General features: G+C 71.7%; 3 protein-coding genes (1 of these 3 cut by a window edge). All 3 read left to right on the top strand.

What is annotated here, in order from left to right:
- Tightly spaced (each overlapping or abutting the next), the 3 genes in view from LY13_RS00325 to LY13_RS00335 form a layout consistent with a single transcriptional unit that may run on beyond the window.
- Positions 1 to 7257, top strand: a complete 7257-nt coding sequence (locus LY13_RS00325) for a type I polyketide synthase (RefSeq protein ID WP_253826074.1) — start codon at positions 1 to 3, stop codon at positions 7255 to 7257.
- Positions 7193 to 21532 (top strand): SDR family NAD(P)-dependent oxidoreductase, encoded by a 14340-nt coding sequence (locus LY13_RS00330; RefSeq protein WP_443678901.1) that lies wholly within the window; start codon positions 7193 to 7195, stop codon positions 21530 to 21532. The genes LY13_RS00325 and LY13_RS00330 overlap by 65 nt, the downstream gene beginning before the upstream one ends.
- Positions 21529 to 26469, top strand: partial view of a non-ribosomal peptide synthetase gene (locus tag LY13_RS00335; protein ID WP_253826076.1) — the 5' end (the start) only. Its footprint extends 18927 nt past the window's final position; 4941 of the gene's 23868 nt are visible here — the first part of the coding sequence; the start codon lies at positions 21529 to 21531; its stop codon lies beyond the right edge, outside the window. Before LY13_RS00330 ends, LY13_RS00335 begins: the two co-directional genes overlap by 4 nt.

A 26469-nucleotide genomic window follows, 5' to 3' on the forward strand; every position in this document is an offset into this window, starting at 1 on the left:
ATGGCGGGCGACAACACACCGCCCGAGGCGGTCGCGGTCGTCGGTGTCTCGTGCCGCCTCCCCGGCGCTCCGGCCCCGGCGACGTTGTGGGGGAACCTGCTCGGCGCCGTCGACAGTGTCGGCAGGCCGTCGACCGAGCGGCGGACGGCCCCGGTCCCGGTGGGCGAGGGGATTCCCGAGGACGGTGGTTTTCTCGACGACGTCAGTTCGTTCGATGCGGGGTTCTTCGGGATACCGGCGCGCGAAGCGGCGGCGATGGACCCGCAGCAGTGGCTGGCACTCGAACTCGCGTGGGAGGCTGTCGAGGACGCCGGTTCGGCGACGGGAGATCTGCGTGCCCGTCGCGTCGGCGTGTTCATCGGAGCGGCCTCGGACGATTACGCGATGGTTCGTGCGCGTGACGCGGACACCGAACTGTCCCACCACGCCATCACCGGGCTGCAGCGCGGCGTCATCGCCAACCGTGTGTCGCACCATCTGGGTGTCCGCGGGCCGAGCATGGTGGTCGACACCGGCCAGTCGTCGTCGTTGACGGCGGTGCACCTGGCGCGCCTCGGCCTACTGGCGGGTGAGTGCGACGTGGCCGTCGTCGGCGGGGTGAGTCTGGCATTCTCACCACACAGTCAGGTGGCGGCGGCGAGGTTGGGAGTGCTGTCGCCGACGGCGCGGTGCCGCGTGCTGGACCGCGGCGCGGACGGCTTCGTTCGTGGCGAGGGCGGCGCCTGTGTCGTGCTCAAACCACTCGCCGCTGCGCGTGCGGACGGCGATCACGTCTACTGCGTGGTCGAGACCAGCGCGGTCAATCACGACGGCGCGGGCGAGGAGATGGCCGCGCCCGATCGCGGCGCGCAGGCCGAGCTGATCGGCGAGGCGCTCCGGAACTCAGGCTCCGGGGTCGACGGTGTTCAGTATGTCGAGCTGCACGGCACCGGGACGCCCGCGGGGGATGCGACCGAAGCGCAGGCGCTCGGCGACGTGTTCTCCGGCCGCGAGGAGCCGGTCGCGGTTGGCTCGGTGAAGACGAACATCGGGCACCTCGAGGCCGCGGCGGGCATCGCGGGTCTGCTGAAGGTCGTGCTCGCGATCCACCATCGCCGACTGCCGCCGAGCCTGCATTTCGCGGCAGAGCCGGCGACGATTGCGGTCGGCACGCTGGGCCTCCGGGTGACCACGGAGTCGGCGCCGTGGCCGCGACCGGTCGAGAGACTCGTGGCCGGTGTGAGCTCGTTCGGAATGGGCGGCGCGAACTGCCACGTCGTCCTCGCCGAGAACCCTGATACGGATCCGCCGGCGGACGGCGCCGATCCCGGACCGCTGCCGTACGTGCTGTCCGCGCGGACGCCCACCGCACTGGCGGCACGGGCATCCGCGTTGCGCGACCACTTGTCGGGTCGACCGGACCTACGCGGTCTCGACGTGGCGTACACGCTGGCGACGGGGCGCACGGTGCACGAGTGCCGAGCGGTGGTGCTCGCGCGTCACCGGTCCGAGCTCGTGGCACGGTTGGACGAGGTCGGCGACGGTGAGGTCACAGGACCCGCCGTGCCGGAGCCGTTCGGCCCGGAGGTGGCGACGTTCCTGGAGGGCGGGGACGTCGACTGGCGCGCCGCGTTCGACGGTCTCGGCGCCCGTCGCGTCCCGTTGCCGACCTACCCGTTCGAACGGGCCCGGCTCCTGTCCACGCCGACGGCCGGGCGAGCCGAGGCCGCGCTGCCGGCCACTCCGCAGGCTTACGCTCCGGCGCTGACGCTCGACGACGTCCTCGGAGCCGCGGCCGAGGTGCGCGGGGAGTCCGGGGTACTGGACCACGTGCCGTTCAAGGAACAGGGGTTCGACTCGATGGCGGGCCTCGAGCTGCGTGACCTGCTCGAGGAACGGTCGGGCCGACGGCTCCCGGCGTCGCTGCTGTACGACCACCCGACCCCGGCGGCCGTCGCGGTGGCGTTGGGCGGGGGACCAGGCCGCGCGGTTCCTCCGACGTCGTCGGTCGGCGACGGTGAAAGCCGCGACGCCGGCCACGGGAATGCCGGGAACGGCGACGCCGGCGTGTCCGATCCGGTGGCGATCGTCGGCATGGGGTGCCGGTATCCGGGCGGCGTCGAGAATCCGGACGACCTGTGGCGGATCGTGGCCGAGGCGGTCGATGTGATCACCGATCCGCCCGAGGACCGCGGATGGCACCGACTGGACACTGCGGCGCTGCGCCCGGGCGGATTCCTGACCGGGATCGACCTGTTCGACGCCGAGTTCTTCGGGATATCCCCGCGTGAGGCCGCGGCGATGGATCCGCAGCAGCGGATCTTCCTCGAAACCGTGTGGGAGGCCCTGGAATCGGCCGGCATCGTGCCGGGTGCGCTGCACGGCAGCAGGACCGGCGTGTTCGCGGGCGCGACGGGCCAGGACTACGGCGCCCGATTGCACGAGCCCGCGTCCGATGCGGACGGCTTCCTGCTGACCGGTGGTACCCCCAGTGTGCTGTCCGGCAGGATCGCCTACGTTCTCGGCCTCGGTGGGCCCGCCATCACCGTAGACACCGCATGCTCGTCGTCGTTGACGGCGGTGCATCTCGCATGCCGGTCGTTGTTGTCCGGGGAGACCGACCTGGCCGTGGCCGGCGGCGTCGCCGTCATGCCCTGGCCGGGCATGTTCACCGAGTTCGCCAGGCAGGGAGGACTGTCCGAGGACGGGCGTTGCCGGGCCTTCGGTGCGGAGGCGTCCGGCACGGGGTGGGCCGAGGGATCCGGTGCAGTCGTGCTGGAGCGGCTCTCGGTGGCACGACGGAACGGGCATCGGGTGCACGCCGTGATCCGAGGAACGGCCGTCAATTCGGACGGGGCGAGCAACGGGTTGACCGCGCCGAACGGAACGGCGCAGCGGGACGTCATCAACGCCGCACTTGCGGCGGCCGCGCTGAATCCCCGCGACGTCGACGTCGTGGAGGCCCACGGGACGGGAACGACGCTCGGTGACCCGATCGAGGCGAACGCACTGTTGGCGGTACAGGGCGCGGAGCGCGACGCGCAGCGTCCGCTGCTGTTGGGCTCGCTGAAGTCGAACATCGGTCACACACAGGCGGCCGCCGGAGTGGCGGGTCTGATCAAAATGGTGATGGCGATGCGGTACGGCTCGGTCCCGCCGACGCTGTACGCGGACCCGCCGACACCCCACGTGGACTGGTCCCCGGGCACCGTCTCCCTGGTGCGGAACCGCATGCCGTGGCCGGAGACGACATGCCGGCGAGCCGGGGTCTCGTCGTTCGGGATCAGCGGCACGAACGCGCACGTCGTTGTGGAGCAGGCCGAGGAGGACCCGTCCTGCGGGCATGCCGAGCGCCACCCGGTGGGTGACGACGCGCAGGTGATGCTGGCCGTGTCGGCACGCACGGAACAGGCTCTGCGCGCACAGGCTCTGCGGTTGCGCGAGTTCGTGACTGCTTCCGGCCACGAGGACACCGATATCGCCCATTCCCTCCTGACCACGCGCACCCGGTTCGCCCATCGCGCGGCCGTCGTCGGCCGCGGTCGCGGGGAACTGACCCGCGGGCTCACCGCTGTGGCGGAGGGAAGGGAGGCCTCCGGCGTCGTTCGCGGACGCGCCACGGACGGGCATCGCCCGGTGTTCGTGTTCGGTGGGCAGGGCGCGCAGTGGGCCGGCATGGGTGCGGCGTTGCTCGACGCGGAGCCCGTGTTCGCGGCGGCCGTCGAACGGTGTGAGCGCGCCCTGGCTCCGCACGTCGCGTGGAGTCTCACCGCCGTTCTCCGGGGTACGGAGGGTGAACCCGGTCTCGACCGGGTGGACGTGGTCCAGCCGGCCCTGTTCGCCGTGATGGTGTCGCTGGCGGAGCTGTGGCGCAGTCGCGGCGTCGAGCCCGCGGCCGTGATCGGGCACAGTCAGGGTGAACTCGCCGCGGCATGCGTCGCAGGGGCGCTGTCGCTCGAGGACGCCGCACGCGTTGTCGCTCTGCGGTCGCGCGCACTCACGGCGCTGTCCGGACGTGGCGCCATGGCGTCGATCGCCCTTCCCGTCCGAGACCTGCGCGCGCGGCTGGACGAGACGGGTGACGACGTGGCCGTGGCCGCGGAGAACGGACCCACCGCCGTTACCGTGACGGGCGAGCCGGACGCGGTCGACGCACTCGTGCGACGGTGCACGGAGGCGGGGGAGCGGGCGAAACGGATCGCGGTCGACTACGCCTCGCATTCGCGCCAGGTCACCGAACTGCGGGAGCAACTGCTCCGTGAGCTGAGCGGTATCGAACCGCACGGGGCCGAGATCCCGATGATGTCCACGGTGCATGCCGATTGGATCGCAGGAGGCGACCTCGACGCCGACTACTGGTACCGGAACCTGCGGGAACGGGTGCGGTTCGACGAGGCCGTCGGCGTTCTGCTGGCGACGGGCCACCGGACCTTCGTGGAGATGAGTCCGCATCCGGTGGTGTCGGCGGGTATCGCAGAGCGGGCGGACGAAGCCGCCGAAACGCTGACCCTGCTCGACACCCTGGCCCGGGACGACGGCGGGGCCGACCGCTTCCTACGTTCGCTCGCGGCGGCGGACGCCCACGGGCTCCGCGTCGACGTCGGAATCCGCGGCCGCACGGTTCCGCTGCCGAGCTACGCGTTCCAGCGGACGTCCCACTGGCTGGCTGCCCCCGCCGGCTCCGGTGATCTGGGTCCGGCCGGCCTCGACACGGCCCGTCATCCCTTGCTCGGTGCGCACGTCGATCCCGCCGAACACGGGGGAGCACTGTTCACCGGATCCCTTTCGCCCACGACGACGACGTGGTTGTCGGACCATGTGGTCCTCGGTACACCGGTGGTTCCGGGGACGGTCCTGCTGGATCTCATGCTGTGGGCGGCGCGCCGGTTCGGTTGCACGGAGATCACCGAACTGCTGCTCGAGAACCCTGTGGTGCTGTCCTCCGGCGATCCGATCCGCGTCCAGGTGACGGTGACCGAGCCGGATGTGCGGGGGTCGCGGTCGGTCTCCCTGTACACGCGCGCCGACGCGGTGACCGGCTGGTGGCGGAACGCGACGGCCGAGGCTCGCCCCGGCGTGCGGGGCCGACCGGACTCCGTGGAAACCGAGCCTCCCGCCGGCTCCGAGATCGTGCTGTCCGGCCACTACGACCGCCTTCGTGGTATGGGACTCGACTACGGTCGGGCTTTCCACGGCCTGCGCGGTGCCTGGACGGACGACGACGGCGCGATCTGGCTCGATGTGGCGCTGCCCTCGGGCGATTCCGAGGGGTTCACCGTTCACCCGGCGCTGTTGGACGCGGTGCTGCACGGTGTCTGGCTGGTTCCCGGGCATGACGAGGGCTGTCGTCTGCCGTTCGCGTGGGCCGGTGTGCGTCATTGGAGTGACGGCGGCACCGCGCTGCGGGCCCGGTTGTCGAGTGTCGACGACGACGGCGTCGCACTCGAGGTGTGGGATGCCGACGGCGCGCCGGTGATGACCGTCGACCGCTTGCAGTTGCGGCCCGTGGCGGAAGACCTGATCGGCGGCGTGGGTGGGCTCTTCGCCGTGCGATGGGAAGCGCCGCGGGAGACGGCTACGGAAGCCGCAGGCTCCGGCACCGAGGTCGTGGTGCTCGACGACGCCCTGCCCGGCGTACCGCCCGAGATCGCGGTGCTGCCCTGCCGGCCAGGCACTGACCCCGAGACCGCCGCCGCACGCGTGCTGGGGGTCCTGCGTACCTGCCTCGGAGACGGACGCTACGAGCGGACCCGCCTCGTCGTCGCGACGGTCGGCGGGGACGGTGAGGGAACCGACGCGGGCCACGGCGCGGTGTGGGGACTCGTCCGCTCGGCACAGGCGGAGAATCCGGGACGGCTGATCCTGCTCGACACCGACACCCTCGACGAGGCCCGGATCGCGGAACTGGCCGTGCGCGGTGAGCCCCAGGTGAGGGACCGGAACGGAACGATCACCGTCCCGCTGGTCAGGAGGCTCCCGGCCACGCCGGCTCCCGCCGCCGGCATGAGACCGGGTGGTACCGCCCTCGTCACCGGAGGGACCGGTGAACTCGGCGCGCTGGTCGCGCAACGTCTCGTCACCGCCCACGGTGTTCGCAACGTCGTGTTGCTGAGCCGCCGCGGACCCGAGGCACCCGGCGCGGATGCCGTGATCGCCGAGCTCACCGGACGGGGCGCGCGGGCGTGCGCCGTTGCGTGCGACGTGACCGACCGCCGAGCCCTGCAGGAGGTTCTCGCGACGATCCCTGCCTCCGAGCCGTTGACCACGGTCGTGCATGCCGCGGGGGTGCTCGACGACGGTCTGACGGCCACGATGGACGACGAGTCGTTGACCACGGTGATGAGGCCGAAGGCGTCGGCGGCCGTGTTGCTCGACGAGTTGACGTCGGGTATCGGCACAGTGCGGGCGTTCGTACTGTTCTCGTCGGTCGCAGGATTGGTCGGCACAGCGGGGCAGGCCAACTACGCCGCCGCGAACGGCGTGCTCGATGCGGTCGCCCGTCGTCGTCGTGCTCACGGCCTTCCCGCGACGTCGATCGCATGGGGACTGTGGTCTCGCAGGTCGGGTATGACCGCCGAACTCGACGACACCGCCGTCCGGAGGCTCGCCGCGGCGGGCATCGAGGAACTCGACACCGAGACCGGCCTCCGGATGTTCGCCGCGGCCGTGGAATCGGACGAGCCGTACGTGGTGGCGGCGCGGTTGAGGCCGAGCAGGACGGGACCGCTGCGCGGCCTCGCTGCCGACCCGCCGCGCAGCCGTGCCGACGAGCCGGGTGGGCCGCTCGAGATCGCCGATCTGGCTGCGCTGCCGGTGCCCGCGAGGCGCGCGCGACTGGTCGAGGTGGTCCGTGAACACACGGCCGCAGCGCTGGGCCACACGACAGCGGAGGTGATCGACGGCGAGTTGTCGTTCCGTGATCTCGGATGCGACTCGCTCATCGGTGTCGATCTGCGCAACCGGTTGGCACGGATCACAGGACTGCGGTTGCCCGCGACCGTGATCTTCAGTCACCCCACCCCTGTGGAGCTCGCCGAGCGGTTGCTGACCGAGCTCGGGCTGGCCGGCGCGGACGACCCCGGCGACGACACCGGCGGGGAGACCGAGGGCGGTCGCCGTCGGACCGCCGTGCCTGCCGACGACCGTGCCGACGAGGAGGCGGACCCTGTGCTGTTCGCCGATGCCGACGTCACCGAACTGTTCGCGGTGATCGATGCCGACCTGGACGAGGACGTCGAGGCGGGCGCCGCAGGAGGAAGGGGTCCCGATGGCCGATGAGACCGAGCTCGTCGCATACCTCCGCAAGGCGACCACCAAGCTGCACGCCGCTCGGCAACGGCTCCGAGAGGTCACCGAGGCCACGCGCGAACCGGTCGCGATCGTGGCGATGGGATGTCGTTTCCCCGGCGGAGTACGAGGGCCGGAGGATCTGTGGACCCTGGTCGACCGGGGCACGGACGCCGTGACGGAGCTGCCGGCGGACCGTGGCTGGGATCTCGAGACGTTGCTGGCCCCGCAGCCCGGCACGCCGGGGCGGACCTACAGCACGGCGGGCGGTTTCCTCGACGACCCGTACCGGTTCGACGCCGCCTTCTTCGGGATCAGTCCGCGGGAGGCGGCTGCGATGGACCCCGCGCAGCGCCTGCTCCTGGAGGTGTCCTGGGAGGTTCTCGAGCGTGCCGGCATCGATCCGGGCGCGCTGCGGGGCAGCGACACCGGGGTGTTCGTCGGTTCGATGGGTGGCGAGTACGGACCGCGGCTGCAGGACGCCGACGAGGAAGCCGCGGGGTACCTGCTCACCGGCAGGTCGCTGAGCGTGGCTTCCGGTCGTCTCGCCTTCCGATACGGCTGGCACGGTCCCGCGATCACGGTCGACACGGCGTGTTCCTCGTCGCTCGTCGCGGTTCACCAGGCTGTGCGTTCGCTGCGTTCCGGGGAGTGCGATCTCGCGATGGCGGGCGGTGCCACGGTGCTGACCTCGCCGGGGGTGTTCGTCGAATTCGCCCAGCAGCAGGGGCTTTCACGTGACGGCCGCTGCAAGTCGTACGCGGACGGCGCCGACGGCACCGGCTGGGCCGAGGGCGCGGGACTGGTGCTGTTGGAACGGCTGTCCGATGCGCGGGAGCGCGGGCACCCCGTGCTCGCCGTCGTCCGCGGCGGCGCGGTGAACTCCGACGGTGCGAGCAACGGACTGACCGCACCGAGCGGTCCTGCGCAGGAACGTCTCGTCCGAGCCGCGCTCACCGACGCCCGTATCGGTCCCGACGACGTGGACGTGGTGGAAGGGCACGGAACGGGAACACGCCTCGGCGACCCGATCGAGGTGGAGGCGCTTCGTGCCGCCTACGCGGGACGAGCGAGCACGGAACCGCTGTGGCTTGGCTCACTGAAGTCCAACATCGGCCACGCGCAGGCAGCTGCGGGCGTCGGCGGTCTGATGAAGACGGTGATGGCACTGCGCCGCGGTGTCCTGCCGCGGACGTTGCACGTCGACGAGCCCAGCAGCGAGGTCGACTGGGGCGAGGGGCCGGTCGCGCTGCTCACCGAGGCACGGCCGTGGCCGGACAGGGGCCGGCCGAGACGGGCGGCGGTCTCGGCCTTCGGGATCAGTGGTACGAACGCCCACCTCGTCGTCGAGGAGGCCCCCGATCCGGCGGACGCGGACGATACCGACGGCGAGCGGCCGTGGCCCGTCGTGCTCTCCGCGTCGAGCCCGGAGGCGCTGCGGCGCAGGGCCGACGAACTGGCCGAGCACGTCCGGTCGCATCCGGAACTGCGACTCCCCGACATCGCCTACACGCTCGCCACCGGGCGCGCGCGACTGCGGCACCGGCGTGCGTTCGTCGCGGAGGATCGTGACGATCTGCTGCGCGCACTGGCCGCAGAGTCACTGTCCACACAGTCGCGGCCCTCCCATGACGGCGAGTACGGAGCGCTGTGCCGGGCGTTCGAGGCGGGCGACGACGTGAACTGGCCGGGCGTGTTCGAGGGAGCCCCGGTGCGTTCGGTGGTCCTGCCGACCCACCCGTTCGACACGCCGCGGTACGCGCTGCCCGGCGAGCGTTCGCAGTACGGTGCACCGGGCACGGTCACCGAGCAGACCCGCGCGGTGACGCTCACCGGGACGGAGCCGTACATCGCGGGTCACCGGCTCCGCGGTGTCCCGGTGATGCCGGCCGCCGCCGCGATGCTCACCGGACTGTCGGCCGTGCGTGTCCTGCAGGACGGAGGGACCACCGCGCCGGTGGAGGCGACGTTGTCCGGGGTGCGATTCGCCGCCACCTGCGACGTCGATGCCCCGCGTGCCGTGATGATCACGGCACGGGCCGACGGCGGTTTCGCACTGCGTGGTTCCGGCGGCGAGCTCTACTGCGCCGGTACCGCGTCGACTGTGCCGACCCCGCTTTCCGCGGACGCAGCCCCGGGGGTGCCCGACGGTGCGGGAAGTCTGCTCGGCACCGACGATTGCCACGCTTTGCTCGCCGCAGGTGGCCTCGAGCACGGGCCAGGGTTGCGAACCCTTCGCGCCGTCCGGGTGTCCGGCGCCGATGCCACGGGTGAACTGGAGCCGCCGATGGCATCCGGGTTCGAGGTGGACGTGGCGGTCCTCGACACCGCGATCCAGGTCGCGGCGGTGACGGCGTTGCATCCCGTCCGGGCGGGAACGCTACTCGTTCCGACCGCGGTCGGAACGGTGACGATGACCGGTTCGTTGAGTGCCGCCGCGACGGTCACGGCGCGGGTGTCACACGGCGACGGTGTGTTCGACGCCCGTGTCCGCCTTCACGATGCCGAGGGCGGGGTGGTCGCCGACCTCGACGGACTCGAACTCCGCATCGTCGGTGACGGCGGTCCTGCTCTCGTCACTCGGGAATGGGTGGCCGATCCCGGCGATCCGGCGGCCGGGGAACTCGACGGTCCGTGCCTGGTGTTCGGGCAGGCCGCGCTTCGGGTTCACGGGACGCTGGTGCGCGTCACGGAGGCGGCGGCGTTCCGCAAGCTGGACAGTGCGCGCTACGAACTCGACCCCGCCCGCGACGAGGACTACACCAGGCTTCTGGAGGCGTTGGCCGAGGACGGCATCGACCCCGGGCACGTCGTCCACTCCTGGCTCCGGGACGCCACCCCCGGCGTGCCGTCGGACCGTGACCTGGACAGAGGAGTGCGGTCCCTGGTCCATCTCGCGCGGGCACTGGCCTCGCGGGGCGGCCGGACTCGCATCGTGGTCGCGCACGGCGGCAGCCCCGCGGCACTCGGACTGGACGGGCTCGCCCGGTCGCTCGAGGCGGAGGATCGCCGGATCCGGATGAGCCTGGTGGACGGTCCCGACGACGTCCTGCCGTACGAGTTCACCTGCGACGACCCGATCGTCCGCTACCGCGACCGGGTGCGGCAGGTCCGCCGCTATCGCAGCGCGCCCCGTGATTCCCGGCCTCTCCGGGTACGCCACGGCGGGGTGTATGTCATCACGGGAGGTGCCGGGGCTCTCGGCCTCGAGATCGCGGACGGGCTCGCCGCGCGTGGTGACGTCCATCTGGTGCTCACCGGACGCTCGGCCGAGCCACCGCCGGAGGCCGGTGCCGCCATCGACGCGCTGTCACTGAGGGCGCGATCGGTCCGGTACCGCGCGGTCGACGTCATCGACGAGACACAGATGGTGGACCTCGTCGCGGAGCTGCGCCGGGAACTCGGGCCGGTGGCAGGAGTCGTGCACGCGGCGGGCGTGCTCGACGACGCATTGCTCGACGATCTCACCGCCGAGCGTCTCGACGCGGTGCTGGCACCGAAGCTGCGCGGTGCGGCTGCCTTACAGGCCGCGCTGACGGGGGAATCGCTCGATTTCCTCGCGTTCTTCACCTCGGTCGCGGGCGTGACAGGCAATGCAGGGCAGGCTGCCTATGCCTACGCCAACGCCGTACTCGACGCCGTCGCGGAGGAACGGGCTGACGGCGACCGGGACGGGGGCACGGTCGCGATCGCCTGGCCCCGGTGGCTCGACGGCGGCATGCGGCAGCACGCCTCCGCGGCGGCCGAGCTCGAGACGAGGTTCGGTATCGGTGCCCTGTCCACACCGGATGGTGTCGGCGCGTTCGCGGCGGCGATCGGTGCCGGACTACCGCTGTCGCTGGTCGTACCGGACGACCCGGCTGCCACGATCGAGGCGTTGAACGGTGCCACTCTGCACCGGGTGGCGGCAGCGGAGCCCAGCTGCACCGTGCAGAACGGTCGCTGCGCCGATCCCGAGCCGCGTGTCGTGCCGGAGGCGGCTGCGAAGCCGGACGTCGCATCGGTTCGCGGCCTCATCCGCGAACTGGTCGCCGAACAGACGCGCCTGCCGTTGCGGGACGTCGACGACACGGCTCCGCTCGATCGCTACGGACTCGACTCCCTCATGATCACGCGGGTCTCCGTCGAGTTGGAGGACCGCTTCGGGGTCGCGATCGACAAGACCGTGTTCTACGAGTATCAGACGCTTGCCGAGCTCGCGGCCCACATCGAGGCCGTGCACGGCTCGGTGCACATCGAGCCCGTGGCGCCGGAACCGGCGACCGAACCGGCGAAAGAGCCGGGCTCCGGTGCCGTCGCGATCATCGGCGTCAGTGGCAGCTATCCGGGTGCTCGCGATCTGGCCACGTTCTGGGAGAACCTGTGGACGGGCAGGAACTGTGTGAGCGAGATCCCGCCCCAGCGCTGGGACCCGTGGGCCGCTTTCGATCCCGAGGCGGGCACTCCCGGCCACACCTATTCGCGGTGGGGTGCCTTCCTCGACGACGTCGCCGCGTTCGACCCGCTGTTCTTCGGCATCTCGCCGCGCGAGGCGGAGCTGATGGACCCGCAGGAGCGGCTGTTCCTGCAGACCTCGTGGCACGCCGTCGAGGAGGCGGGGTACCGGGCATCGGCACTCGCGCGCCGGGCGGTGGGCGTCTACGTCGGCGCCATGCACGCGCACTACCAGCTGTACGGCGTCGACGCCATGCGCTCGGGTGAGCCGGTTCCGGGGTCCTCCTACGCGTCGATCGCCAACCGGGTGTCGTACTCGCTGGACCTCCATGGGCCCAGCGTCGCGGTCGACACAATGTGCTCCTCCTCGCTGACAGCCCTGCACATGGCCTGTTCGGCGCTGCGGTCCGGTGAGTGCGAGCTGGCCATCGCGGGCGGTGTCAACGTGACGTCTCATCCGTACAAGTACGTGTACCTCAGCCAGGGCCGGTTCCTCTCCACCGATGGTCGATGCCGTGCCTTCGGCGCGGGCGGTGACGGGTACGTACCCGGCGAGGGCGTCGGGGCCGTACTGCTGAAGCCGCTCGACCGTGCACTGGCCGACGGTGATCACGTGCACGGCGTGATCACGGGACACGCGGTCGCCCACGGTGGACGGACCAACGGTTACACCGTCCCCAACCCGGACGCCCAGCGCCGCGTCATCGCCGCCGCGTTGGACGCGGCGGAAGTCGCCCCTTCCGATGTGTCCTATGTGGAGGCGCATGGCACGGGGACGAGCCTCGGCGACCCGATCGAGATCGCGGGCCTCGCGAAGGCGTACGCGGGTGCGGGGCGGATCGCGGTCGGATCGGTCAAGTCCGGGATCGGGCACCTCGAGTCCGCGGCAGGCATCGCCGGACTGACGAAGGTGCTGCTCCAGTTCCGGTACGGAAAGCTCGCCCCGTCGCTCCACGCCGACGATCTCAATCCGGAGATCGACTTCGATCGGACTCCGTTCGTTGTCCAAAGAGAGGCGGAGGACTGGCCGGCGCCGGCCGCCGGACCCCGCAGGGCGGCACTGAGCAGTTTCGGAGCAGGCGGAGTGAACGGCCATGTGGTCGTCGAGGAACCGGCGCCGGTCGAGAAGGGCCGCACGGCGGTCGTCGAGCAGCGAACCGAGCCGATGGTGTTCGTGCTCTCGGCGCGCGAGGACGACCGGCTCCGTGCCTACGCCGCACGCATGGCGGCGTTTCTGGCCTCGGCGACCGCCGAGCTCGCCGACGTCGCCGCCACCCTCATCTCGGGGCGCGAACCGATGCAGCACCGGCTCGCCGTCGTGACCGGCAGCGGAGCCGAACTCGTGCACGCCCTGGACGAGTTCGCCGCCGGCCGCAGCACGCCCTGTGTTGTGCACGGCACCGCCACAGTGCACAACACAGCCACAGCTCCCGGCGCAGGCCTGGTGCCCGGCGTCGGGCCGGATACGACGGAGCCGAAGACACTCGCCGATGCGTGGATCGCGGGTGCCGACCTGCCGGTCCCGGAGGCCGGGCGTCGGATCTCGCTCCCGCTGTACCCCTTCGCCGAGGAGCGGTACTGGATCGACGCCGCACCATCGCGGGACCGGGTGACGGTGAGCCCGGAGGACCCGATTCTGCGGGACCACGTCGTACACGGCGTCTCGTTGCTGCCGGGTACCGCCTGCCTCGAACTCGTCCGCGCAGCCGCTGCCGGCCGGGGGCGTGGCACCGTCCGCGGTCTGTCCAGTGTGACCTGGGGCAGTCCCGTCACCGTCGATTCCGGGCCGGTTACTCTGCGCATCGAGATCGGTGAGGGCCACCGCGCCCCGTTCGAGTTGCTCGGCGACGGCGGTCGGAGTCATGTCAGGGGCCAGGTCGAATTCGGCGACCCGGCCGAGGACGACGCCCCGGCATCGATCGACCTCGACGCCGTGCGCGGTCGATGCCGGGACACGTGGGATCGCGACGAGATCGCCGACATCTACCGCATGTCGGGGTTCGCCTACGGACCCGCCTATGAGGTCATCGACCGGGTCCACGCGGGACCCCACGAGGCGCTCGTCAGAGTCGGGCGGCCCGCCACCGAGCCCGGTGCCACGGGCGGTGGGATGCTGCATCCCACCCGGCTGGACGGGGCGCTGCGGGTGTGTCATTGGGTCGGCGGCGCGTTGTCGCCCGACCCGGCGATCCCGTTCGGCCTCGGTTCGGTGCGGTTCCGCGGGCCGCTTCCGGACGAATGCTGGGCCCACGCGGTCCGGCGGCCCGGCACCACCGCGGACCGGCTGCGCTACGACGTCACGGTGACCGACGCCGAGGGCCGCGAGGTGCTGCGGGTCGACGATCTGGCGCTGCGCGCACCGGTGAAGGACGACGAGGCCGCCGGAATCGGGATCACCTGGTACCAACCGCGGTGGCGCCCGGCGGCTCCGGCCGGTCCGGTCGCGCCTGCGCCGACGTTGCTGGTGGGCTCGGCTTCCGGCCTGTCCGTGGACGGGCCTTGGCAAGCGATCCGCACCGTCTCCGGCCCCGGGGACCTCGCGGCGGCCGTGCGTGCCACAGAGGGGCCGCTGGACCTGCTGTTGGGCTGGGGGCTGGACGCGGCGGACGCCGAGCACGGCGTGCTGCCCGTACTCGCGGCAGCCCAGGCCGGTGCGGGCCGTCGCATACGCTGCGTGGTCCTGTCCCGTGACGACGGCGCTCCGCCGCACGAAGCGGTCGCGGGGTTCGCCCGTTCGGTACCGCGCCACTTCCCGTGGTTCGGGATCGTGACGGTACGCGTCGGCGAGGGCGTCGATCCGGTGCGGGCAGCCGTCGCATCCTTCGGCGCACCCGCCGGGACCGAGCTTCGGCACACGTCAGAAGGACGTCACGTGCGTGTCCCGGAGCGCGTCCCCGATCTTCCCAGAGGTGCCGCGCCCCTGCGGCGGGCCGGTGTCTACGTGATCACCGGCGCGACGGGAGCGTTGGGCCGGTGGCTCTCCGGAGAGCTCGCGGTCCGCTTCGCTGCGAAGCTCGTCCTCGTGGCGCGTGGCGCGGAGAGCCACGGCGAACTGGCCGACCGTGTTCGCACCCGCGGGGGAGAGGCGCTGCTCGTGTCCGCGGACGTGTCCGTCGCGGCCGATGCCGGGCGTGTGGTCGCCGCAGCGACCGAGCGGTTCGGTGAGCCGGACGGGGTGTTCCACCTTGCCGGTGCCGCGGACGACGCCTCGCCGCTCGACATCGCTCCGGACCGGTTCCTCCTTGGTATGGCGGCGAAGGCGGAGGGCGCCGCCCACCTCAGTGCGGCGATCCCCGACACGTCGCTGTTCGTCGTGTTCTCCTCGCTCGCCTCCCTCATCGGTGATTTCGGTGGAGCCGGGTACGGCACGGCGAACCGATACGCCGACGCGGTAGCACTGCGCAGGCCCGGCGGCATCACGATCAACTGGCCATTGTGGACGATCGGCGGGCTGGACGAGGAACTCGACGACTCCCAGTGGGAGTCCTACCGTGCGACGGGACTCGAGCCGTTCGACGCGGCCGTCGGATGGCACGCCCTGGAACAGGCTCTGTCCTCGGGCCGGTCGTGGCTCGTCCCCGTGCTCGGCGACCCGGCCCGGGTCGATGCGACGTTCCGTGCCGCGACGGGTGGCGCGGCCGAGGACGGTGCAGCGGAGCACGGTGCAACGGATGACGGCGCGGCGGACGACGGCGCGGCGGCAACGGACACCGCGTGCCGTACGGGCGCGGCCGGTGTGTCGGCGCCGGTGCCCGCTGTCGCGGCCTCTACCGTCGGCCTCGACGGCGGGGAGGACGAGCACCTGCGCTCGGCCGCACTGCGGATTCTTCGTGAGAGGCTCTCGAACGTCCTCAGGGTTCCGGCCCATCGGATCGGCGATCACGACACGCTGGACCGGTTCGGTATCGACTCCGTGCTGATCATGGAGCTGAACGCCGAGCTCGCGAAGATCGTGGGCGACGTGCCGCCGACGTTGTTCTTCGACCATCGGACACCGGCAGCGGTAGCCGACCACCTGGTCTCCGCATACGGCGACCGGTTGGCCGAGTACGCGCGGCCGGCGGCGGGCGGGCCTGCGGTCGCCCCTCCTGCCGTGGAACCGGGACCGGGGGACGCTCCCCGCCGGGATGCCGGGGCGCGGGCCGTCCCGCGGGAGGACGCGGCGACGGTGCCCGGCGCCGCCCGTGTCCCGCGGGGCGCGGTGTCGGGAATGACTGGCCCCGCCGGCGCGTCCGACGACGGGGACGTCGCGATCATCGGCATGAGCGGGCGGTACCCGGGAGCACGCGACCTCGACGAGTTCTGGGAGGTGCTCCGCGACGGTGCCGACTGTGTCACCGAGGTGCCTGACTCTCGTTGGGACGCCGACGCGGACTACGACCCCGACGGCCGCGGCCCCGGTTCGATCACGGGCCGCTGGGGCGGCTTCCTGTCCGAGGTGGACACGTTCGACTCGCGGTTCTTCCGGCTGTCCCCGTTGCAGGCCCGCACCATGGACCCGCAGGAGCGGCTATTCCTCGAGACGGCGTGGGCCGCGCTCGAGGACGCCGGTTATCCGCCGTCGCGGTTACCTGCTGCACACCACGCGGACGCAGGGCTGGATGTGGGCGTGTTCGCCGGGGTGATGTGGGGCGACTACGCGACTCTCGCCGCCGAGGAGACATTCCGGGGAAACCCGGTGTCGGTGCCTGCCAACCGCGCCTCGATCGCGAACCAGGTGTCGTACTTCGGCGACTTCCGCGGTCCCAGCCTCACCGTCGACACGGCGTGCTCCTCGTCACTGGTCTCGCTCGTCATGGCAGTGGAGAGCCTGCGGAGGGGCGAGTGTTCCTATGCGATCGCCGGTGGCGTGAACGTTCTCGCGCACCCGTTGAAGTACGTGAACCTGAGCCGCATGAACATGCTCGCCGCGGACGGCCGGTGCCGCTCGTTCGGAGCGGGCGGAACCGGTTACGTCCCCGGTGAAGGTGTGGGCGCAGTGTTGCTGAAACCGTTGACGGCGGCCGTCGCCGACGGGGACCGGATCCATGCGGTCGTCAAGGCGGGCACCGTCAACCACGGAGGCCGCACCAACGGCTACACCGTGCCGAATCCGGCGGCCCAGCAAGCACTGATCGAACGGACGCTGCGGTCGCGCGGCCTCGATCCGGCGTCGATCGGTTACATCGAGGCACACGGTACCGGAACGGCGCTCGGAGATCCGATCGAACACGCGGCGCTCGAGCGCGTGTTCGGCGGCGACGGAGAGCCGGTCGGGGGCCGTGGTCTCGGGTCGGTGAAATCGAACATCGGCCATCTCGAAGGGGCTGCCGGTATCGCGGCCCTGACCAAGGCCGTGCTCCAGTTGCGGAACCGCACGCTGGCACCGTCTTTGCACTCCGCCGAGCCGAATCCGGAGATCGACTTCTCCCGTTCGCCGTTCGCCGTGCCGCAGCGACCCACGGCATGGCCCGCGCCGCCGACCGGCGGTCCGCGGCGCGCCGGTGTCAGCTCGTTCGGAGCGGGCGGTACCAACGCGCACGTCGTCGTCGAGGAGTACCCGGATGAGCGCGTCGCGCCGGAATCCGGTGCGCCGGAACTGGTCGTGCTGTCGGCCCATACCGAGGAGCGGCTGCGCGAGTACGCGCGCCGCGTCGCCGCGGCGCTGACGGGACCGCTCGCGCTGGCCGACATCGCCCACACGTTGCGCATCGGCAGGACGCCGATGCGGCACCGGCTGGCCTTCGTGGCGCGATCGACGGGGGAGGCGGCCGAGGAGCTGCGCGCGTTCGCCGACGGGCGGGGGTCCAGTGAGATCGTGGTGGGCGATGCCTCGGCGGCGACCGCGCTCGCCGACGTGTTCGCGGGTACCGCGGCCGGCGACGAGTTCGTCCGAGGACTCGCCGGAGAGGGCAGGTCCGATCGGCTCGGCCGGCTATGGGTGTCCGGAGTGGACCTCGACTGGAGTGTCCTGCCGCCGCGCGATGTACCGCCGCGGGTGGTGTCGCTGCCGACCTACCCGTTCGAACCCGAACGACACTGGATCACGCGGATGTCCGACCCGGCGGGCACATCGGTGCAGGCGCTGGTGGTCCGGCCGGACGACCCGGTGGTCGCCGACCATGAGGTCGAGGGTGAGCGACTCCTGCCCGGCGTTGCCCACGTCGGGTTCGCCGCGCGTGCACTGGCGGGAGGCGAGGGCCGTGACGGAGCGTTCGTCGTCGAGGACGTCCGATGGGTCGCACCCGTCGTGGTCGGTTCGCGGCCCGTCCGGCTCGAGCTCGAACGGCGGGATCCGGGCGAGGACACGGCCTACGCGCTGCGTGCCGGAGGCCGGGTCTGCTCCACCGGTACGGTACGAGCCCCGCGGAGCGAACCACGGTTCCCGGTGGACGTGGCCGCCGTGGAGCGCCGGTGCACGCGCGTCGTCGAGGCGTCCGAACTGTACGCACGGCTGCGCCGGCAGGGGCTGCGGTACGGACCGTTCTTCCGCCTGGCCGAGCACATCCGGGTAGGCGACGGCGAGGTGCTGGCGAGGATCCGGGCCGATACCCGCACTCCGGCCGAGTACGCGGTGCATCCGGGATTGTTCGACGCCGCACTGCACGTGCTCGCCGCTGTGGTGGCCGACGACGACGGCCCGGTCCTTCCGTTCGCCGCGGAGCGGATCGCCGTGCACGGACCGGTACCGGAGGAGTGCCGGGTCCACGGCGTGTGGCGTGACGGTAGGTGTGACGTCACGGTCCTCGCCGACGACGGCACCGTGCTGCTCGGTGTGACGGGCCTGGCGTTGCGGGCGCGTCCGGCGGCCGCCCCCGACTTCGTGTACGTCCCCGGGTGGACGCCGTCACCCGTGTCGACCCCGAGCGACCGGTCCGGCCGGCCGGTGCTCGTCGTCGCCCGCGAGGAGGACAGCGAGGTGGCGGAGCGTATCGCGGCCGGCCATGCCGGATCCGACGTCGTCCGCATCGCTCCCGGGGAGCCCGCCACCGCGTTCCGGACCCTGCCGGGGGCCGCCGACGGACTGCTGTACTTCGTCGGACCGGTCCTCGGGGCAGGGAACGAGGAGGGCGACGAGGTCACCCTGGCGTTGTTCGAGCTGCTGGCGGAGCTGCGCGATCACGGCCTGCTCGGAGGGTCGCTCGGAGTGAAGGTGGTGACGGCGGACACGTGCACCCTCGGCCGGAACGGCGAGGTGCGGCCCGTGGCGGCCGGCCTGGCGGGTCTGGCGATGGCGCTCAACGCCGAACGTGACGCGACATCGGCGATCGTCGACGTACGGCGTTCCGACGTCGTGGCCGATGTGGCCGCCGTCGCCGAGGCGATCGTCGCGGAACCGCTCGTGCCACGGGCGCGGCAGGTGCTCCTGCGTGCGGGCGTGCGTTACACCCGCACGCTGCGCCGGCTCCTGCTCGGCCGTCCCACCACGCCGGCGTTCCGCGAGGAGGGCGTTTACCTGGTGGTCGGAGGCCTCGGCACCATCGGCTTCGACACGGCGTTGCACCTGGCACGTCGGTATTCGGCGCGCTTGCTCCTCACGGGACGGGGCCCGCTCGACGAGCACAAGCGCGCCCGGATCCGGACCCTCGAAGATGCGGGTGGTCGTGTGCACTACGTCGCGGCGGACGTGACCGACCCGCATGCGGTCGCGGACGCCGTGGCCACGGCCGAAAACCGGTTCGGTGCGCTGCACGGGGTGATCGACTCCGCGATGGTGCTCGTCACCACGGCTTTCGGCGAACTCGATCACGACGGGTTCGTGTCGGCGCTCCGGGTCAAGTCGGAGGGGACACGCGTGTTGTGCCGCGCCGTGGCGGACAAGCCCCTCGACTTCCTGGTGTTCTACTCCTCGGGCGTCTCGTTCCACGGGAACCAGGGCCAGGCCGGGTACGCGGCGGGCAGTGCCTACCAGGACGCCTACGCGGCCGCATTCGGCGAAACGGCGCCGTTCCCCGTCAGGACGATCAACTGGGGCTTCTGGCACGACGGCGGTGACGACGACCGGCGACGCACGCTCGCCCGGCTGGCGAGCTCCGGAATCGAACCGATCGGGGCAACCGAAGGTATGCGGGTCCTCGAGTACGCCCTCGCAGGACCGGCACCGCGCGTGCTCGCGACGAAGGCCGACCGACTTGTGCTGTCCGGCCTCGGGGTGGACGCCGACGTCACGCTCGAGAGCGACGCGGTGGCCGACGTCGCCGATCGCGTGCCCACTCCCGAGATCACCCAGGACCGGGCCGCGGTAGCGGCGATCACCTCGCAGCAACGTGCCGATCGCGCGCTCGACGTCGCGACGGCACACGTGCTCGCCGGTGTCCTCCGGGAGCTCGGCATCGAACTGGTACCGGGCGCACGGTATCCGCGTGCGGCGCTCGCCGGCCGCGCGGGCGTCGTCACGGAGCATCGTGAGCTGTTCGCCGCGGCATTGGATCTGCTGCTGCGGCATGGGCTGTTCCGCGAACATCCCGGATCCGAACCCGGTGGGAGCGAGCTCGAGGTCGTCGAGTGGGTCGATTCCGTCGACCCGCAACGACCCCTCGCGGATGTGACCGCCGAACACCCGTCGGCACGCGCGGCGGCGCCACTGCTGGCCCGGTGTCTCGGCGCACTGCCGGACGTCCTCCGCGGCAGACGCGACGGTGTCGACGTGCTGTTCCCGGACGGCTCGACCGTTGACGTCGCGGGTTTCTACCAGGCGAACGCCGTCATGGAGCAGTACAACGCGCTGCTGGGTGCATTGTTGCGCGACATGGGCGCCGATCGGGAGCTTCGGGTTCTCGAAGTCGGCGCGGGTACGGGCGCCACGTCGCGGGCGGCGTTCGCGGCGGCGTCCGACCGAATGCGTTACACCTACACCGACCTCTCCTCGAGTTTCGTCCGGCACGGCCGCAGGGAGTTCGGTGGCGTCGCCGGCGTCGAGTTCCGGCCCCTGGACATCGAGCGCCGACCGGGTCAGCAGGGCTTCGATGCGGTCTACGACGTGGTGGTCGCGACCAACGTGCTACATGCCACCCGCAACATCGCAACCACGTTGGCCCACATCAAGGAGCTGCTCGTGCCGGGCGGGGTCGTGGTCGTCAACGAGGGCATTCGGCCCGCCTCGTACCTGACCTTCGTCTTCGGCCTCACGAGTGGTTGGTGGGCCGCCGACGACCGGGCGATCCGGCTGCCCGCCTCGCCCGTGCTGGACGCGGCCCGCTGGCGGGACTCGTTGTCCGCGGCCGGTTTCACCGGCGTCACGGAGCTGGCGCTGCCCCGCGAACCCGCCGACCAGCGACTGTTCGTGGCACGGTCCGACGGAATACGCAGGGCGGCCGGTGAGGCATCGCCCCGCTCCGACGATACGGAACCTGCCCGGGACCATCCGTCGACGGCACGGCACAACGCATCGGAGTGTGCCGGCGGTGAGGGCGCGGCGTCGCCCGAGGCGGCGGAGGCGCACGTGACCGCGATCCTGGCCCGGGTGCTGGAGCTGCCGGAAGAGCGGCTCGCCCGGGACGTCACGTTCGGCGAGTACGGCGTCGACTCGCTGGTCGCGCTGGAGTTGACGAAGGCTCTCGAGACGGAGTTCGGGCCGTTGCCCGCGACGCTGTTGTTCGAACACCCGACCATCGCGCGGCTGGCGGAGCATCTGCACACGGACCGGCGGCCACGATCCGGGCACCAGGACGGCAGGGAGACCGACGTTTCGGCGCAGGCGCCCGCCCCGCCGGAGCCGTCGTCCACTGTGGACAATCCGGTACCCGGAGGGCTTCGCGCGGCCGTCGACCGCCTCTCCGACGCGGAGGTCGACCGGATGCTCGGGATGTTGTCCGGCCTTGCCGCCGGTGAGAAGAAGGGCGAGACCGCATGACCGTGCCGTTCGAACCCGTCGGCGACAACGGGAACACCCCCGCCGACCGCCGCGAGCTCCTCGCGCGCGTGCTTGCCGACCTGGGTGCCGTCGTCGACCCGCCCGCAGACATCGCGATCATCGGTGTCGCCGGCCGTTTTCCGCTCGCCGAGGACGTCCAGTCGTTCTGGAGCAACCTGCGCGCAGGCCGGGACTGTGTGCGGGAGGTGTCACCCGGTCGGTGGCGCGCCGACGAGCACTTCGACCCCGCGGGCTCGGCGGGGCGCAGCTACAGCAAGTGGGCGGGCTTCCTGGACGACGTGGACGCCTTCGACCCGCTGCTGTTCCGGATCTCTCCCGGTGACGCCGAGGACATGGATCCCCAGGAGCGGCTGTTCCTCGAGACGGCGTGGACGGCCGTGGAGAACGCCGGCTACCCACCGCGTGGATTGGCTGCCGCCGACCCGGTCGGCGTGTTCGCAGGCGTCATGAACAACGATTACGAGTGGATGGGCGGTGAGGCCGCTGCTCGGGGAGTGCACTCGCACGCCCGGTCGAACCACTGGTCGGTGTCGAACCGGGTGTCGTACACGCTCGATCTCCACGGGCCGAGCATGACGGTCGACACGGCGTGTTCCTCCTCCCTGACCGCGATCCACCTCGCGATGCAGAGCCTGCGCTCCGGTGACTCGGCGGTGGCGATCGCGGGCGGGGTGAACCTGATCCTGCATCCCGCGCACCTGTGGCACCTCTCCGACCGGCAGATGATCTCACGCGGCAGCTGCAACCGGACGTTCGGTGCCGATGCCGACGGTTTCGTCGACGGCGAGGGCGTCGGTGCCGTCGTGCTGAAGCCACTGCGTACCGCGGTCGAGGACGGCGACAGGGTGCTCGGCGTGCTCCGGGGATCGGCCTTGAACGCGGGCGGTCACACCAGCGGCTACACGGTGCCCAATCCCGACAGTCAGGCGGAGGTCGTCGCGACGGCGTTGCGGCGGGCCGGAGTCCGCGCCGACGAGGTCGGTTACGTCGAGGCACACGGTACGGGCACTCCGCTCGGCGACCCGATCGAGATAGCCGGACTGCGCCGGGTGTTCGGCGGCCTGCCGGAGGGCACCGTGCCGCTGGGGTCGGTGAAGTCGACGATCGGGCACCTCGAGTCCGCCGCCGGTATCGCGGCGCTCGCCAAGGTGCTGGCACAGTTCGGCGACGACACGATCGCGTCGTCGCCGCACGCCGAGCCGCTGAACCCGGAGATCGATCTGCGCGGGACTCCGTTCCGCGTCCCGGCGGAGGCGGAGCCGTGGCCTGCCCGGGTCGTCCACGGCGTGCGGAAACCGCGGATCGCGGGGATCAGCTCGTTCGGCGGCGGCGGAGCGAATGCGCATCTCGTCGTGTCGGAGTACCTGCCCGAGGTCGACGACCGCCTCCCCGCCGACCCGGCGCCCCAGCTCGTCACCGTGTCGGCTCGAACGGGCGAACGGCTCCGCGTGCTGGCCGGGAGACTGGCCGACTTCCTGGCGGGGCCAGCAGGGCAACCGGCCGTGCCGACGTGGCAGGAGGGCCGACGGGAGGCGGCGCAGGCCGTCGCCGATGTCCTCGGGGTGGACCCGGACGACATCGACCCCGATGTCGACCTTCGTGACTACGGTGTCGGGCCGACGGAATGGACCCGCCTCACAGCACGGACGAACGGCAGGTTCGGCCTTCCACCCGAACTACCGCCGGGCACGTCGGTGGCGGAGTTGGCGCGCCACAGCGCGCGTGCGACGTCGGCTCAGCCTGCGCCGGGCCCCGAGCTCGCCGACGTGGCGCACACCCTCCGCAGCGGCCGCACCGCGATGGCGTCCCGGCTCGCCCTGGTGGTCCCGGACGTCGCAGCGTTGCGGGATGCGCTGCGAGCCGTCGCCGAGGGGCGAACGCCGGCATGCATACATGTGACCGGTGAGGCCGAGGGCTCGCGGGCGGAGTCCGGGGCGGATGTCGCGGACGCCGTGGGCGCGGCACCCACGGCCGCCGACCTGCCTGCGCTGGCGCGCCTGTGGGCGCGCGGTGCCGACGTCGACTGGTCACGGATGCCCGTGACGCCGGGAAGCCGTCCGCCGCGGCGGATCGCCCTGCCCACGTACCCGTTCGAACGGAAACGGTTCTGGATCCCGACTCCGACGCCGGCGGCCCCGGGGGCTGTGGAGGAGACGGCTCCGCTGGGCCGGTACGCGCCGCGTTGGCGCCCGGCCGGACCGGTCGGTCCTGCTCCGGAGCCGACGGGGTCGGTGCTGGTGCTGGCTCCGCCGGAGGCCGCGCAGCTGGCCGAGGCGGTCGCCGCGGCGGCCCCGGGAGCGAGCGTGGTCTGGCTCGACGGTCGCGGTTCGGCAGTGGAACGGCCATCCGGTGTCGACACGGTGGTCCACCTCGGAGGCGTGCGGCAGCCGGGCCCCGCGCCGTCCGCCTCGGAACTGGATCGTGGAGCCTGCTCGGTGTTCGCACTGCTCACCGAGGTTCGTCCCCGTTCATTGCGGCTGGTCACATCGGATGTGCATTCGGTCGGGGACACGGACGTCGAGGCCGGTGGAGGGGGAAACCCGATCGGTGCGGCGGTGCACGGCCTCTCCCAGGTCGTCGCCGCCGAATTCGCCGGGGTCGCGGTGTCGTGTGTGGACGTGTCGGTCGCGGATCCTCTGGCGGATCAGGCAGCGGCCGTGCTGGCCGCGCCTGCGCACGACCGTGGGAGAGCGGTCGTCGTCCGGGGCGGGCGCAGCTACACGCGCACCCTGGAGCGCGTCACCGGTGGTGACGGCATGGCGTACCGCGACGGTGGCGTGTACGTGATCGTCGGCGGCACGGGTGGAATCGGCCGACGGCTCACCCGGCAACTCGTCGAGCGACACGGGGCGACCGTCGTGTGGCTCAGCCGTCGCGTGCCGGACACGTCGGAGGCTGCCGAGATCGAGGAGCTGTGTGCCCGCGGCGGCACGGTCGTGCACGAGCGGGTCGACGTGACCGACGCACCGTCGGTGCGCAACACCATGGCGGATATCCGCAGCCGTTTCGGAGTCGTCCACGGTGTCTTCCACGCCGCGATGACGTTCGACGACCGGCAGATCGAGCAGCTCTCGGGCGCGGAGTTCCGCGAGGCGCTCGCGGTCAAGGTCGACGGGGTGCTCGCGCTCGACGAAGCGCTGTCCGGGCATCGTCCCGACTTCCTTGCTCTGTTCTCGTCGGCGGGTTCGTTCGGCTCCAGCTCCGGTAACAGCGCCTACACCACGGCGTCGGCGTGCCTGGATGCGCTCGGGCGGTATCTCGACGGCGTTCGCGACCACCCGGTGCGTGTGATCAACTGGGGGTACTGGGGAGCTGTCGGATCCGGTGCACGGCAGGGACTCCCCGAGATATTCCGGGCGCTCGGCATCGGTGCGCTGACTCCGGGTGAGGGACTCGGAACACTTCCGGACGTGCTGACCGGCGCGGAGCCGCAGGTCATGGTCATCCGTGCGGAACCGGCGGCGCTCGGCGCGCTGTTCGACGAGCCCGCCACGGGCGCGCTGGCTGCGGTGACCGGCCGCGTCAACACCATGCCGTCCGACCGGGACGGAACCGGCCGCGTGCTCGCGGCGTACGCCGAGCTCGAGCCGGTCGTGCTTCGTGGGATCGTCGGCGTGCTGTCGTCGATGGGTGCGTTCGCACGCGGCGACACGATGTCCGAGACGGAGATGGCGGACGAACTGGGTGTGGCCTTCGCTCACCGGAGGCAGTTCACCGCGCTGGTGCAGTTGCTCGCGACGGCCGGTCATCTCGTTCGCGACGGCGACACACTACGTTCGTCCCCCTCGTTCGCCGAGACGGTGCGCTCCTGGGGCGCTGCACGAGTGGACGGCGAGCTCGGCCGGCTGTCGGAGACGTATCCCGAGGTGGCCTCGACGATCCTGCCGGTCCGCCGGTTCCTGGCCTCGTACGCCGAGGTGCTGCGAGGCGAGGTCGGTGCCACGGAGATCCTGTTCCCAGGCGCGTCGCTCGAGCTCGCGGTCGGGTTCTACGAGGGCAACCCGGTGACGGACCACTACAACGACGTGATGCGCGACGTCGTCCTGGAACGACTGCGAGCGCGGGAGGGTGACCCACTCTCCGTCGTCGAGCTCGGCGCCGGTACGGGAGCCACGACGGAGCGGGTACTGCCCGCGCTCGACGGCGAGGCGGCGCGCGTCCGGTACGTCTACACCGACGTGTCGCCGCGGTTCCTCGAGCACGGCCGATCCCGATTCGGGGGCAGGTCGCATGTGGACTTCCGAATTCTGGACCTGCGCGGCGACGCGGCCGACCAGGGTTTCGCACCGGCGAGTCACGACGTGGTGTTGGCGACGAACGTCGTGCACGCCACGCCCGACCTGCTCGCGACACTGCGGTCGATCCGTGGGCTGTTGCGCCCGGGCGGCTGGTTGGTGCTCAATGAACTCACCACGGTGCGTCCTTCGGTGACCGTTGCCGGGGGAGTGCTCGACGGCTGGTGGTCGTTCCAGGACGCCGAGCACCGCATCGCCGATGCGCCGCTCGCCGAACCCGGAACGTGGACACGGTTGCTCCGTGAAGCCGGCTTCGACGAGGTCGTCAGCCTGGGGACCGGCGCCGACCTGGGACAGACAGTGCTGGTCGCGGCGGCCGGAGCCGGTGCCGTGGGACCTGCCGGCTCTGCCGGTGCCGCGCCGCACGCACGTGCCGGGACCCCAACGGGCAGTGACGGCGTCGGCGATGTGGATGCCGAATTGCGTGACCTGGTCGAGCGGGCGCTGAAGCTGGACGAGCGCATCGATGCGAGCAGGCCCCTCGCCGACTACGGATTCGACTCGCTGACCGGGATGCAGGTCGTCAACGAGATCGCCGAACGGTACGGCGCCGAGCTGCGGCTCGTGGATGTACTCGAACATCCGACGCTGACGGCGCTGAGCGCGTACCTGGCCCGGACG

This window comes from Prauserella aidingensis (assembly GCF_024171865.1).
GTDB lineage: Bacteria > Actinomycetota > Actinomycetes > Mycobacteriales > Pseudonocardiaceae > Prauserella > Prauserella aidingensis.

What these genes read in the sequence shown, in the direction of transcription:
- LY13_RS00330 (WP_443678901.1), top strand. Translation starts at nt 7,193, where the DNA reads ATGCCGACCTGGACGAGGACGTCGAGGCGGGCGCCGCAGGAGGAAGGG.
- LY13_RS00325 (WP_253826074.1), top strand. Translation starts at nt 1, where the DNA reads ATGGCGGGCGACAACACACCGCCCGAGGCGGTCGCGGTCGTCGGTGTC.